Consider the following 14,019-nt stretch of genomic DNA (forward strand, 5'->3'; position numbering starts at 1 on the left):
GGTCATGTCACACCCTTCCGGGTAAACGAATCCGGGAGAGACGACATGACCATCCTCCGCACAGCGCTGATCGCCGGCGCCCTGCTGACCGCCAACGCCGCGCAAGCCGGCCCCGCCGCTCCGCCCTCAACCTGGGCCCGCTGCGCCGTCTGCCACAGCAACACCAAGGGCGCGCCCGACAAGATCGGTCCCAACCTCTACGGCGTCTATGGCCACAAGATGGGCGTCAAGGGCACCTACAAGTTCTCTGACGCGGTCAAGAAATCCGGCCTCAAGCTCGATGACGCCACGCTCGACAAGTGGCTGGAAAACCCGGCAAAACTCGTCCCCGGCAACCGGATGAGCTTCCCCGGCATCAAGGACAAGGCCAAGCGCGCCGAACTCATCGCCTACCTCAAGACGCTGAAGTAACGCCGGAAAATCCTCCCCGATAGTGCTGGGCTAAAACGGGGAGGGTCTCAGTGTGGCGCTATCGTCACCGGCTCCGCCTTGACCAGCGCCCGTCTGGCGTCATTCCAGCCCTCGATACCCTCGGCGAACCAGTAGACTTGCGCAAATCCCTCGCTGGCCAGGCGACGCGCGGCGTTCCAGCTCATCCAGCAATCGCTGCGGCAGAACACCACCACCGGAAGCGAAGGGTGCCTCGCCCGCTCGGCAGAAATCGCGGTGCGCAGCCCCTGCCAAAGCGCCGGATCGGGATGGCTGCGCCCTGTTTCGGGATGCCATGCTGCACCCGGGATCGTCTCATGCTGCGCAGCAAGCGTCCACCTTCCCGACAGCGGATCGCGCACGCCACCCTCTGCCGGAAGCACATCGATGAACAGGGCATCGACCCCCGGCCTCAGGTGGAGCGCCTCTTCCGCCGAGATGGCAACGGCCGGTGTCGGCGGGCGATCGACCGGAGCGCGATAGCGTGCCTTGCGATAGCCCGCAGCGTCGAACAGCTCGGGGGGAGTTGTGGCAGAGTTGGCGGTTTGCCCCCGAGAGTTGCCGAGGAGTTGGAAAGCGGCGAAGATCGCCAGGAAAAGCGCTACATGCCTTGTTTTCATGGCCTTTTCCGCCCCCTACGCCTTATTCCAAGGTCCAATATGATCGCTCTGGCAATGCGCGCATAGTGTGCTTTGGGAGAATGCGCATGATGGCCAGGATGACGATTGCTGCCCTATTTATGGTGGGTTCGGCGCCCGCGCTGGCAGCGCCTGCCGATCCCCTGCACTCGCCAATGTGGGAGCATCACGCCGCGCGCCTGTTCGGCAAGGACTCTATCGTGTTCGATGACCGCGTTGCCGTCCACATTCCCGAAATTGCTGAAAATCAACGTGTTTTCCCTGTGACGGTGGACGCGCGCGCTTTGCCCAACGTGCGCCGCATCGTCCTCTTTGCCGATCTCAACCCCATCCCCGTCGCCGTCGACTACGCCCCCACGCGGGCCCAACCGTTCCTCGCCACGCGCATCAAGCTCGATCAGCGCACCCCGGTGCGCGCGGCGGTGCAGACGCAGGACGGAACCTGGCACGTTGGCGGATCCTGGATCGATGCCGCAGGCGGCGGCTGCTCCGCGCCGCCGGTCAGCCGCGTGAAAGGAGACTGGGCGGATCATCTGGGGGAAGTGCGCGGGGCGCAGTGGCCTGAAAAGGCTGGAGAAACCCGCCTGCGTCTGACCTTCCGGCATCCGATGGACACCGGGCTGGTGGAGAACATTCCCGCCTATAACATCGAGCGACTGACAGTCCGCGACGCCAGTGGCAAGTTCTTGGGCGAAATGCAGATTTTCGGCTCCGTCGCCGAAGACCCCGCGTTTACGGTGGTCGTCAAGGCAACGGGAACGATTGCCTTCGAGGCACGCGACAGCGCCGGCCTGGAGTTTCCCGGCAAGGTGGGTGCGTGAGGCTGGACCGCAGGGCGCTCTTGCTGGTCGGACTGTTCAGCCCCGCCGCCGCCTTCGCCGAGAAATTTGCGAGCAAATACAATCCCGTGGCCGAGCCGATCGCGGACGGTGTGTGGATGGTGCGCGGCGCGGACGAGGCCATTGCCTTTGCCAATGGCGGCGCCATTGCCAACAGCGCGATTATCGCGACAGAGGCGGGCGCAGTGCTATTCGACCCCGGCGTCTCACGTGAACACGGCCTTGCGCTGGGAGCGCTGGCGCAAAGGCTGACCGGCAAGCCGGTGGGCCGCGTCTATGTCAGCCACCTCCACCCCGACCATGCGATAGGCGCAGCGGCGTTCGACCCGGCAATCGTTCACGCCCTGCCCGCCACCCGCGCCGAACTGGAGCGCGATGGCGAGGGATTTTCGGACGCGATGTACCGCCTGCTGGCCGACTGGATGAAGGGCACGGCAATCGTCCTCCCGCAGGGCGATGTGTCTGAAGGCGCAGTGGAATTTGGCGGGCGCAAGCTCCGTCTGATGGCGCTCAAGGGCCACTCCGGCGGCGATCTTGCTCTGCTTGACGAGGCGACGGGCACGCTGATCGCCGGAGACCTCGTGTTCCACGACCGCGCACCTTCGACGCCGCATGCCAAGCTGCCAGACTGGCGCGCTTCGCTGGATGTGCTTGCCGCCCTGCCGCACAAGCTGCTGGTGCCGGGGCACGGGCCGATTGACCGCAATGGAGCCGCGATTGCGCAGACCCGCGATTGGCTCGACTGGATCGAGGCGACGCTGCGCGATGCGGTGGCCCGGGGCCTCGACATGAGCGAGGCTGGCGAACTGCCGATTCCGCCGCGCTTTTCAACGCTCAAGGCCGCGCGGTATGAATTGCAGCGCAGCGTCTCGCACTTCTACGCAGCGCTCGAGGGTGAACTGCTGCCGCGGTTGTGATCAGAACTCCGCCCTGAGCGATACCGTCATCCGGCGTGGGGCGCCGGGGGCGTAGGCGCGGGGGTCTTCGGCACCGGGCGCTTCGGCAAGATCGATCTCATCGACTTCGGAAAAGGTGCCGAAAGTGGCATAGCGCTTGTTCAGCACATTGCGGACCTGCGCGACAAGGCGGATGCCCGGCGCAAGGCGAACCGCGCCATCGAGATCGAACACGGCATAGGCCGGCGTGCGCGCATTGTCGTTGCCCTCGTCGCCAGCAAGATACTGGCCGGAGCGGGCGCGCATCGTGACACCGGCAGACCAGTTCCGCTCCTCGCGCGCAAGGCGCAGGTTGAGGGCGTGGCGCGGCACGGCAGGCAGCTGGTCACCGCGCGCGACCATGATCGTGCCCTCGTCATCGGCCGCCGGGTTCGACGGGCTTGAAAGGGTGAAGGCATCGCGAAAGCGCGCATCGGTGAAGGCAAAGCTGGCCGAGGAATACCAGCCATCGTGCCGCCACTCCGCCGAGGCTTCGATGCCCTGCCTGCGGGTGTGGCCGAGATTGGCGAAATAGGCCCGCCCGCGCACGCTGGAGGCAATCATGCGGATATCGTTGCTGGTCTCCGAGCGCCACAGGTTGACGCGCCAGGCCAGCCTTCGGCCGGTTGCACTCAGCCCACCATGCCAGTTGGTTGCCGTTACCTGCCTGAGCGGCGGATCGGCGATGAAGAAGTTCGCGAGGGTGCAAGGCGCTTCCGGATCGGCGCAGCTCAATTCCGCAGGGGTGGGATTGCGGCTGGTGAGCGAAAAACCGGCGGTGGCGTGAAGGCCCGGGGCCAGTGCATAGTCGAATTCGATCGAAGGATTGAAGCGATCGAAGGTGTGGCGCCCGTTCAGCGCGGTGCCCAACTGGTCCTCCATCACCACGCGATTGTGCGAATAACGCGCCCCTGCCTCGACCGAGAGGGCCGCGGTAAGCGGCAGTTCGAGACTGGCAAAGAGGGCGAAATCGTCCAGTTTCGATACCAGCGACACCGGCTGGATCGCCCCTTCCGCCGAGACCAGCGGCAGGCTGAGATCCTCGACCGAGCGGTCTTCTTCCAGCTCTCCAAGGTCGGTCTGCGCGCCGAAGCGCGTGCGGGCGTGCTCCCATGTGCCGCCCAGTGCGATGCGGCGCGTGCCGAGGTCGGTTTCGACCGTGTCCTGCCATTGCAGGGTGACGCCATAGGCCTGCGTGCGCTCCTTCCCGCGATTGAACACCGCGGGATCGTCGCCAGCTGCGTCGGCGGCAACGGGAACGCCATTGGCAAAGAGAGGATCGCTGTAGCCGTCGTCATCATCCTCGACGCAAAGTTGCGCCGGGTTGGCATCGCAGGCACCGAAATCGGCAAGATCGCCGTTGGCATTGCGACGATCGAGGTATTGCCAGTGGGCGCGCAGTTCGATGCGGGAGGTCTCGCCCATGGACAGCCACGGCGCGGCGACAACGCGGGCAAAGCGGGTGCGCGTGCTGTCGGGCCGGGTGAACACCGCATCGTACTTCGCATCGAGCAGCTCGACGGGCGAGACGCCGTTGCCGGTCAGGTCGGTCGCAGCGCCGAGGGCGGAGAGCTCGATGCCCCAGCCCTCGCCCTGATGGATGCCCTTGGCAAAGCCGCGATAGAGCGTCGACGGACTGGCCACGCGCCAGCCTTTGTCATGCCGCGCTTCGAAGGCGACAAGCAGGTTGCCTTGTGCGGTGCCGGTGCCATAGCTGACCGCGCCGCCCGCCATGCCTTCGCTGTCGACATCGCCCTGGCCGCGCAGGCCGGACAGGGTCACGCCGTCGCCGGTCTGGACAAGAACCGATCCGGCCAGCGCATTACGCCCCAACACCGGATTGGCATCGTTGACCTGCGCCGCGACAAGCACCGTATCGGGCATGAGATCGAGCAGGACGACATCGCCGAACGGCTGGTTGAAGCGCACGCCATCGAGATAGACGGCGATGCCCTGCTCCATGCCCTGCAGCGCGCCGGCGGAAAACCCGCGCCAGTTCAGCGTTGCCTGCCACGGATTGCCTGCCGCCTCACCCAGCGTCAGGCCGGGAATGGCGCGTTCGAGCGCGCGGCCAAGATCGGCGCGACCCGAGGCATCAATGGCTGCAAGATCCAGCGCACGGGCCTCATCGAGGTCGATCATGCCACCGGGGGCATTGACGACGATCTGCGGATCGGTCTGGGCGAGAGCGGGTGCGGAAACGGCGGCAAACAGCAGCGGGATCAGCTTGCGCATCATCAGATCTTGACCCTCACCCCTGCCCAGAGCGTGCGCGGATTGCCAAGATCGATCGAGCCGCCCGCATTGCGCGTGACGATTTCGGTATCGAACAGGTTTTCCGCGCGCAGGACCAGGCTGATCCCGCGGGGCAGCGGCACTTGCGCGAACATGTCGAGCGTGGTTGCGGCCTTGAGGCTGTCGATCTGCAGGTCGTCCTCGTACTGCTGGCCGACATGGCGCAGGGTGGCTGCAATGTCCCAGCCTACGGCAGGGCTAAGCCCAAGCGTGGCGGACGCGGCAAGGCGCGGGGTCTGTGCCGGGCGCTTGCCGGTGAGGTTCGACAAGGGGCCGTTGCGCACTTCGGCGTCAGTCCATGCCAGCGAGCCGTCGAAGCGGACGATGCCCACTTCGGCGTGAGCGGAGGCTTCGATGCCGCGGGCGCGAATCTCGTCGACGTTGCGGCGCTGGCGCAGGTTGGTGCCGATGGTGACGTTGGCGATGGCGTTCTCGATCCGGTTGTCGAAACCGGTAACAGACAGGCGGATGCCCTCGGCGGGGGTCAGGTCGATCCCGGCCTCGAAGCCTTTCTGCTTTTCATTGCGCAGGGCGGCGTTGGCCTGCGTGGTTACCGGGAAGACGGTAAAGGGCCGGTAGAGTTCGTTGAGCGTGGGCTGGCGCAGGCCGGTATAGGCCGCGGCGCGCAGAGCAATCATGTCACTGACGCGCAGCACCGCGCCGCCGCGCCAGGTGACGGTCCAATCGGTCTGCGTGGCGTAATCGGTGCGGCTGGTGACAGTGCCTGCCGTGTTGCGCACTTCGAAATAGCCGTCGGCGATCACGGTGCGATCGGCGCGCAGACCGCCGGTGAGGACAAGGCTGCCCAGCGTCAGGTCGTTCTCGGCATAGAAGCCGAGGTCGGTGTTGTTGCCCCCTGCCCGGCGACGTGCGGTGATGGCACCGGTGGCGGCGCTGATTGCGTTCTCCTTCATCGTGCCCGATGCCCGGCGCCAGTCGACGCCAAGGCGCAGCACATCGTTTTCGCCCATCGGCGGGCGCAGCTCGAACTTGCCGCCAAGCCCTTGCGCGGGCGTATCGTACTGGTCGAGCGTGGGTTTGAAGCTGGTGGCGGAGACGACGATGTTGTCGAAATTGCGGACCTGGACATAGGCGAGGGCATCGAACTGCCAATCGCCCCGGCCGACCAGGCGCAGGCTGGCGTCCTGGCCTTCGCTGGACGTGGTGGCGCCCTTGAAGCGCAGCAGGCGATCATCGCGATAGACCAGCGCGCGGGCCTGAAGCTCCACCGTATCGGTGAGCGGCGCGACGGCGCGGACCTGGGTGGACCAGGACTCGTAGCGGGCACGAACGGTGGCGGGAACGCGCTGCGATTCCGGCGTGGTGAAGAAGCCCTTGCCGCGATCCCAACGGCCCGAGACGACAGCAAAGCCCGAGCCGAGGCGCGGGGCGATGCTCAGGGCAACTTCGGTCTCGCCGCGCTGGCTGGCGAGGAGCTGGCCGTTTACGAGGCCAAGCTGATCGGGTCCTGCGCTCTCGAGCTCGATCGTGCCGGACAGCGCTCCCGCCCCGAACGGGCCCGAGCCCCCGCCGCGGGTGACGCGTATCGAGCCCAGCGTATCGGGCGTGAGCGCCGGGAGCGGGACGTAGCCGAAGAAGGGATCGGCCATGGGGACGCCGTCGAGCAACACGAGCGCGCGGCTCGTGGCATTGCCACCCAGCGCCCGCAACGTGACTCCCTGGGCCGAAGGGTTGGACGAGCGGCTGTCTGACCGGCGGAACTGCTGGAACCCGGCGACCTGTGTCAGCACGTCCTCGATGCGGCCCGAGGCGGATGTGGTTATGGCATCGCGGCCGATCTCGACAGTGGAATAGGCGGGCGTGCCCGGGGTCTTTTCAAGGCCGGCGCCGGTGACGACGATCTGGCCATCGGGACCTTCATCGGCAAAGGCCGGAAGCGCGGTGGAGGCAAGAGCGGCTGCGGCCAAGAGGCTGCCAACCCTGACTGAACGGGCCCGAAGAAAACTGGTGTCGTCCATCTGCTGCGACTTTCCGGATGACGATTTGAAGACAGAACTGTCGGCGGCGCTTTGGGAGCAATCGGCGCCGCCGACAAGGGTGGACTTTGGTATCGAATGTTAAGTTTATGAAATCCGGCTCAGAAGAACAGGATTCCGCCGACGGCCAAGGCATCGCTTTCGGCCTTGTTGCCCGAGTGGGCGACGGCCTTCGAATGCACGTATTCGCCGATCAGCGTGACCCACGAGGTCAGGCCATAGCGGACCTGGCCGACATAGCTGGAGTTCACATCGAGCAGGTTCGGATTGGCGAGACGATCGGTGTTGCTTGCGTAATCGAGGTGGCTTTCGCCATAGCTTCCGCCGACCGAGACCTTGCCGAAGGTGGCCAGCGCCTGGGCATAGAAGCCGCTGGAATCGCGCTTGGCAACGCCGCTGCCGGTCTGCGGAAGACCGGTGTCGAACAGGCCGAGCACCGTCGTGCCGAGGCCGCTGGCGGTGTAGTAGTAGCCGGTCGCCGTGACCGGGCCGACGGTGACCTTGCCGCCGAAGTCCACGCCGCTGCCGGTGTAGCTGGCGCCGCCAACGATATCGTGCTTCTGGGTGATGCCCGACACCCACAGGCGCGCGGCAACATCGCCGAACTTGCCGTCATACGTCACCTTGCCCTGGAAGCCAGGGGCCGAATTGCTCTCGGCAGGGCCGGTGAGCGAGGACAGCGGCTGGAACACGCCGACCGAAGCCTGCAGACCCTTGAGGTTGGGCGAGGTGTAGGTGATCTGGGGCTGGAAATCGGTGTAGATATAGCCGACGCCGATGCGTCCCAGTGTGGTGTTGCCCGGCGCAACGTTGTTTCCGGGCGTGCCCGAGGACAGCAGTGTGATGTCGTTTAGGATGCCCTCCGACCCGAACAGGCCGATATCGCGGCCGATCTTGAAGGTGCCGACGTTGGGGCGCCCAAAGGTCATGTAGGTCTGGCGGAAATCGATGCCGGCGGTGGCAAGGGCGGTCGGCTGGCCGCCGTTGTTGGCGCCGAGAGCGCCCCAGGCGGTCGAGTTGATGCCGGGGTACATGCCGAAAGTGGCGCCGACGTCCCAACCCGACTGCTGGGTCGCCACCGAGACCTTGAGGAAGCCGGGGAGCAGGCCGTTGCGGATCGCGCTGGAGTTGTTGGCGCCGACGCTGGCAATGCCCCCGGTGACGGCAGTGCGCGCCGTGGGCGTGGCGGGATTGTCGTGCACGTAGAAGCCGTTGACGGAGCCCGAGAACGTGATCGTGGCGGGGCCGACTTCGAGGCCGATGCCCGACGCGGCCATGCGGACCATGCGGCTGGAATCGACGGATTCAGTGGCGCGGGTCATGGTATCGCCGGCAGGTGCGGCGGCAGCTGCGGGGGCGGGAGACGGCTTGTTTTCCTCGGCCAGCAGCTCGGCATATTCCTCGTCGGAGAGGATGCCCTTTTCGTGCAGGCGCTTGAGAAGTTCGGCCGTGCCGGCGTAGGCGGGCGTGGTCGCAACCGCCATCGTGGCGAGCGCAACCGAGGCGCAAAGCGCCTTCTTCATGTTCATTTCCATCCCCTCCGTGAAAGGTCGTGTCGATTATTCTGCGACTGAGCGGAGAGAATGCTGCGCGGAAACAAACTGCGATATTGGACTTTGGGCGTTGGACTTTGGGATAATGACGAAGGTCAGTCAGCGCCCCAGTGCGACGCCCCAGGGGCCGCCGCCTGCCTTGATCGTGGCGGTAACCTGCATCGCCGCAATATCCACGAACGAGACGGAATCGCTGGCTCCGTTGGCGACGATGGCGCGGGTTCCGTCCGGGGTTATGGCAAGGTGCCACGGGCGGTCGCCGACCTTGACGTAGCCGCGCACCGTGCGGGTGGGCACGTCGACGACGGCGATGCTGTCGGCGCGTCCAAGAGCGACAATCGCGGTCTTGCCATCGGGGGTGAAACGGATGCCGCAGGGCATGACCTTGTAGGCCGGAACGCCGGGCGGAGCGAAGGCAATGGTCTGTTCGATGGACTTGGTGGCGACGTCCGCGATCTGCACCGTCCCAGCCATTTCGGCGGCGATCCACACCTTCTGGCCTTTGCCCTCGAATTCGATGTGGCGGGGGCGGGCGTCGGTTTCCATCTCCTCGGCCACGGTGCGCGTGGCAAGGTCGATCCAGGCGACGGTGTTGTCCTCCTCGCTGGTGACGAGCAACCACTTGCCATCGGGGCTTTGTGCGACGCCTTCGGGCTCGTCACCGACGGTGACCTGCCACGCAACCTTGCGCGCATCGAGATCGATCGCCGTGACGGCGGCGTTGTCCTCGTTCGCAGTAAAAAGCAGGTTGCCAGAATAGGCGGGGAAGAACTGCTCCGGATCTGCACCTGAAGGCAGGGCAGCAAGCAGCGCGCCAGTGGCGGGATCGCGCATTTCCACCGCATTGTCCGCGCTGGCGGCGACGAGCAGGGCCTTGCCGTCTCGCGTCATCGCGATGCCGCGCGGGCGATTGCCGACCGGCCATTCCGCCTCGGCCGTGCCCTTCTCGACATCGATCACCGTCACGGTCGAGGACCGTTCGTTGCTGACGTAGGCGCGCGTTGCGTGTGCCGCAGGCGCAAGGGTGGTGCCGAGCAGCAGGGTTGCTGCGAATGCCTTCAGTTGTCTCTCCATGCTGCGCACCATATCCGACGCTCGTGCGCGCGCATATGACACCTTGGTCTTGTACCATGGTTCAATTTGCGATGGCCCGGCAGCGCGATAAGCAAGGAGCACTATCGGGGCGGACGATCATCCGCACCCGTGTCGCAGAGGATGACTGATGATCAAGATCTCCAAGGGCCGTGCCGCCCTGCTGGCGGCTGCTGCGCTGGCCACCGGCGCCATCGCATCGAGCCTTTCCGCGCATGGTAACGTCACGCCGCAAGCGGTTGACACTTCGGCACTGCCCGACCTTGTCGGTGGCAATGACACCTGGGTGACGGTCAACCCCTACCGCGGTAACGAGAAGGCGCTGGAGATCGGCCAGTCTGCCTATGGCCAGAACTGCGCGCGCTGCCACGGGCTCGACGCGATCTCGGGCGGAATTGCGCCTGACCTGCGTTATCTCGAAACCGGCGACAGCGGCGACGAATGGTTCGTCCAGCGCTTCCAGCACGGCTCGTCACGCGATGGCAAGGTCTATATGCCACCGTTCGGCGAAGTGCTCGGCCAGAAGGCCGGATGGGCGATCCGCACATGGATCGAATCCAAGCATACGGAAGAGTGACCGCAATGCGCGCCAGCAGGCGTTCGTTCCTGCAGGGGCTGGCGCTATCCGCGCTGGCCGCGTCCTCCAGCGCCTTTGCTGCACCGCTTGAGAAGGTCAAAGACCTCGGAGTCCTTCGGGTCGGACTCTATGCGGATAACCGGCCCTGGTCGTGGAACCAGGACGGCAAGGTGGCAGGCATCGATGCCGACATTGCGCGCGCGCTCGCCGAAGCGCTGGGCGTTCGCGCCGATGTCCAGCTGTTCTTCGCGGGCGAGGACATCTCCGACGACTTGCGCAACGTGGTCTGGCGCGGGGGGCTGCTCGGGTTTCAGCCATGCGACGTGATGCTGCACGTACCCTTCGAGCGGCAGCTGATACAGCAGGAAGACAATGTCGTGTTCCTTGCGCCTTATTACCGCGAAACCTTTGGCGCGGCCTGTTCGCGCGATGGCGGCAACTGCGAAGCGGTGCCGGCGTCGTTCAAGGGCCGCAAGATCACCGCCGAACTCGCCTCGATCCCTGACTTCTACCTGCTCGGCCACGCTGGCGGGGTCCTTGCCAGGGACCTGGTCCACGTTCCCAATGGCTATGATGCGCCCGCCGCGCTGGTGGATGGCAGTGCCGACTTCACCGTGGCCACCACCGCGCAGATCGAGGCTGTCGTCGCCGACAACCCCGACGCCGGGATCAAGGTGCGCAAGGGACCGCTGCCAATGATGATGTCGCCGGGCTGGGACATTGGAATCGCGGTAAAGGAAAATTCGCGCAACCTGGGCTTCAGGCTTGAGGAAGTGCTCGAGCAGATGATTGGCGATGGGCGCATGGCCGCGCTGTTCCAACGCCATGGCGTGAACTGGAAGCCAGCGCTTTCCGCACAATCCTGAACGGTCAGCTCGCACCCGCCATCCTCGATTGGCGGGCCAACGGGGGGACGGGAACACCGACTGCGACCGGTGTTCCCCGAACCGTTTTTGCTGCGGTTGTGTTGCGCAGCATTTGGCGCGCCTGGACATGAAGCACAAGGCCTTATCCCAAGGTTCAATTGTGCAGCATACTGCAACCGATAGGCTCACATTGACGATAGGGGATCAGTGGCGAACCGGGGGGATTCCCGCATGACCGCACTCCATCGCAGAACAAGACCCCATAACAGGAGGGACAGGATGAAGCGGCGTTTTTCAATCGTGTTGGCAGGCCTTGCGGCAGCCACTAGTCTTTCGGCAGTTCCAGCCATTGCCGGCGGGCCGACCAGCGCGGACATCATCAACGATGCGGCCACGCCCGGCGACGTGATCAGCTATGGCATGGGCCCGCAGCAGCAGCGGTTCAGCTCGCTCGACAAACTCAACTCCAGCAACGTCAAGAATCTCGTACCCGTTTTCGCAGCATCGCTGGGTGGCGAAAAGCAGCGCGGCCAGGAATCGCAGCCACTGGTCTATGACGGCACGATCTATGTAACGGGTTCGTATTCGCGCCTCTTCGCGTTCGATGCGCGCACCGGCGAGAAGAAGTGGGAATACAACGCCCGCCTGCCCGATGGCATCATGCCATGCTGCGACGTGGTGAACCGTGGCGCGGCGATCCATGGCGACAAGGTGATTTTCGCGACGCTGGACGCGCATCTCGTTGCCCTCGATCGCCATACCGGCAAGGTGATCTGGAACAAGAAGCTGGCCGACTACCAAGCCGGCTATTCGGCAACGGCGGCGCCGCTGATCGTCAAGGACATGGTCATCACCGGCAATTCGGGTGGCGAGTTCGGCGTGATCGGCGAAGTGCAGGCCCGCAACGTGGATACGGGCGAGCTGGTGTGGTCACGCCCGACCATCGAAGGCCACATCGGCACGCTGGGTGGCAAGCCTTCCACGATGACCGGCAAGCTCAACGCTTCTTGGACCGGCGACTTGTGGAAGACCGGGGGCGGCGCGACCTGGCTGGGCGGCACTTATGACCCCGGCACCAACCTGCTCTACTTCGGCACCGGCAACCCCGGCCCGTGGAACAGCCACCTGCGCCCCGGCGACAACCTCTACACGTCCTCGACACTGGCGATCGATGCCGATACCGGCGAGATCAAGTGGCACTACCAGACCACGCCTCATGACGGCTGGGATTTCGACGGCGTGAACGAGTTCATCCCGTTCGATGCCACGATGAAGGGCAAGCCGATGAAGCTCGGCGCCAAGGCCGACCGCAACGGCTACTTCTACGTGCTTGACCGCACCAACGGCAAGCTGCTGGGCGCGCACAAGTTCGTGATGCAGACGACCTGGGCCAATGGCATCGACCTGAAGACCGGCCGTCCGAACTACGTGGCCGAAAACCGCCCCGGCGCGCCCAATGCCGCGGAAAAAGGCAAGACCGTGTTCGCCAGCCCGTCGTTCCTCGGCGGCAAGAACTGGATGCCGATGGCCTATTCGCAGGACACCGGCCTGTTCTATGTGCCCAGCAACGACTGGGGCATGGACATCTGGAACGAGCCCATCGCCTACAAGAAGGGCGCGGCCTACCTGGGTGCAGGCTTCACCATCAAGCCGATTGCAGAAGACCACATCGGTGCGCTCCGCGCGATGGACCCGGCCACCGGCAAGATCGTGTGGGAGTACAAGAACAAGGCTCCGCTGTGGGGTGGTGTTCTGGCCACGCGCGGCAATCTGGTGTTCACCGGCACGCCCGAGGGCTACCTCAAGGCCTTCGACGCCAAGACGGGTGCGGAACTCTGGAAGTTCCAGACCGGGTCGGGCGTGGTCGGCTCGCCGGTGACCTGGGAGCAGGACGGCGAACAGTATGTCGCGGTTATGTCCGGCTGGGGCGGCGCGGTGCCGCTGTGGGGCGGCGAGGTGGCCAAGACCTTCAAGGAGATCAGCCAGGGCGGTTCGCTCTGGGTGTTCAAGCTGCCGAAGTGATTTTCCCCGGGGCGCCGGACCTTACCGCAGGTCTGGCGCTCCACCCCCTCCCCGGGTAGAGACAGATGAGCAATACCATCGCAATGACCACGTTCGCAGCCGAAAGGGGGAGCGCTGCCATGGCCGTAAACGGACCTGATCGCGTGCTGATCGTGGACGACCATTCGCTGGTGCGTGATGGGCTGCGCTCGATCTTCGACGACGCCTTTCCCTCCTGCACGATCCTTGAAGCAGACAGCCTGGAAGCTGCGCTCAATACCCTCGAGCAGGAAGGGGATGTCGACCTGGTCCTGCTGGACCTCAACATTCCGGATGTTTCTCACCTGTCGGGCCTCGAAGCCCTGCGTGACCGCTTTCCGGCGACGCCGGTAGTGATGGTCTCGGGCGTGACCGACCGCAAGGTGGTGCGCGATGCGCTGGCCGCAGGGGCGGCGGGCTTCGTGCCCAAGAGTCTCAAGCGCGCGGCAATCCTCGACGCGCTGAACCAGGTGCTTTCGGGCGAGATCTACATGCCTGAACTCGAAGGTGATGACTCTGCCGCTGCCGAGGAAGACGCGATCCGCAGCCGGATCGACAGCCTGACCCCGCAGCAGCGGGTGGTCCTGGGGCACCTCGTCGCCGGGCGGCTCAACAAGCAGATCGCCTATGAACTCGATGTCTCGATGACGACGGTGAAGGCGCACGTTTCCGCGATCCTGCAGAAGATGAACGTCTTTTCGCGGACGCAGGCGGTGATCATGGCCGGGAAGATCGGCTTCAAGGGGTAAACGGTCACG

At 65.1% G+C, this 14,019-nt stretch carries 12 protein-coding genes; 7 read left to right on the forward strand and 5 right to left on the reverse strand.

Going from position 1 to position 14,019, the window contains the following annotated elements:
• The first annotated feature begins 45 nt into the window (after positions 1 to 45).
• Positions 46 to 411 carry a c-type cytochrome gene (locus AC3WLM_RS18930; RefSeq protein ID WP_193828554.1) on the forward strand — a complete coding sequence of 122 codons (366 nt, stop codon included), beginning with the start codon at positions 46 to 48 and terminating at the stop codon, positions 409 to 411.
• Between the two features lie 47 nt (positions 412 to 458).
• Here AC3WLM_RS18930 and AC3WLM_RS18935 read toward each other — a convergent pair whose 3' ends face one another.
• Positions 459 to 1,049 (reverse strand): rhodanese-like domain-containing protein, encoded by a 591-nt coding sequence (locus AC3WLM_RS18935; RefSeq protein ID WP_492478437.1) that lies wholly within the window; start codon positions 1,047 to 1,049, stop codon positions 459 to 461.
• A gap of 86 nt (positions 1,050 to 1,135) precedes the next feature.
• On the opposite strand from AC3WLM_RS18935, the gene AC3WLM_RS18940 reads away from it, so the two are divergent.
• On the forward strand, positions 1,136 to 1,888 hold the full coding sequence (locus AC3WLM_RS18940; protein ID WP_492478438.1) for a quinoprotein dehydrogenase-associated SoxYZ-like carrier: 753 nt from the start codon (positions 1,136 to 1,138) through the stop codon (positions 1,886 to 1,888).
• Positions 1,885 to 2,823 carry a quinoprotein relay system zinc metallohydrolase 1 gene (locus AC3WLM_RS18945; protein ID WP_492478439.1) on the forward strand — a complete coding sequence of 313 codons (939 nt, stop codon included), beginning with the start codon at positions 1,885 to 1,887 and terminating at the stop codon, positions 2,821 to 2,823. Before AC3WLM_RS18940 ends, AC3WLM_RS18945 begins: the two co-directional genes overlap by 4 nt.
• Here AC3WLM_RS18945 and AC3WLM_RS18950 read toward each other — a convergent pair whose 3' ends face one another.
• The 4 genes from AC3WLM_RS18950 to AC3WLM_RS18965 form a co-directional block, all read right to left on the reverse strand.
• Entirely contained in the window at positions 2,824 to 5,079 is a 2,256-nt protein-coding gene (locus tag AC3WLM_RS18950; protein ID WP_492478440.1) for a TonB-dependent receptor, read from the reverse strand.
• Positions 5,079 to 7,115 (reverse strand): TonB-dependent receptor, encoded by a 2,037-nt coding sequence (locus AC3WLM_RS18955; protein ID WP_492478441.1) that lies wholly within the window; start codon positions 7,113 to 7,115, stop codon positions 5,079 to 5,081. Before AC3WLM_RS18955 ends, AC3WLM_RS18950 begins: the two co-directional genes overlap by 1 nt.
• A gap of 119 nt (positions 7,116 to 7,234) precedes the next feature.
• Complete coding sequence (locus AC3WLM_RS18960; RefSeq protein ID WP_492478518.1) at positions 7,235 to 8,656, reverse strand: porin family protein; 1,422 nt, start codon at positions 8,654 to 8,656, stop codon at positions 7,235 to 7,237.
• A gap of 129 nt (positions 8,657 to 8,785) precedes the next feature.
• The gene (locus AC3WLM_RS18965) at positions 8,786 to 9,760 is read right to left on the reverse strand and encodes a PQQ-dependent catabolism-associated beta-propeller protein (RefSeq protein ID WP_492478442.1); all 975 of its coding nucleotides are present in this window, start codon (positions 9,758 to 9,760) and stop codon (positions 8,786 to 8,788) included.
• 148 nt (positions 9,761 to 9,908) lie between these two features.
• Here AC3WLM_RS18965 and pedF point away from each other — a divergent pair, with 148 nt between their 5' ends.
• The 4 genes from pedF (at position 9,909) to AC3WLM_RS18985 (ending at position 14,010) form a co-directional block, all read left to right on the forward strand.
• Entirely contained in the window at positions 9,909 to 10,355 is a 447-nt protein-coding gene (gene pedF / locus AC3WLM_RS18970; RefSeq protein ID WP_039335630.1) for a cytochrome c-550 PedF, read from the forward strand.
• Between the two features lie 5 nt (positions 10,356 to 10,360).
• Positions 10,361 to 11,221 (forward strand): substrate-binding periplasmic protein, encoded by an 861-nt coding sequence (locus tag AC3WLM_RS18975; protein WP_492478443.1) that lies wholly within the window; start codon positions 10,361 to 10,363, stop codon positions 11,219 to 11,221.
• Positions 11,222 to 11,500: 279 nt separating this feature from the next.
• Positions 11,501 to 13,243, forward strand: a complete 1,743-nt coding sequence (locus tag AC3WLM_RS18980) for a methanol/ethanol family PQQ-dependent dehydrogenase (protein WP_492478445.1) — start codon at positions 11,501 to 11,503, stop codon at positions 13,241 to 13,243.
• 83 nt (positions 13,244 to 13,326) lie between these two features.
• Positions 13,327 to 14,010, forward strand: coding sequence for a response regulator transcription factor (locus tag AC3WLM_RS18985; RefSeq protein ID WP_193828866.1), 684 nt, complete (start codon positions 13,327 to 13,329; stop codon positions 14,008 to 14,010).
• The last annotated feature ends 9 nt before the right edge of the window (positions 14,011 to 14,019 follow it).

It is taken from the genome of Novosphingobium sp. FW305-C-30-35, assembly GCF_058783135.1.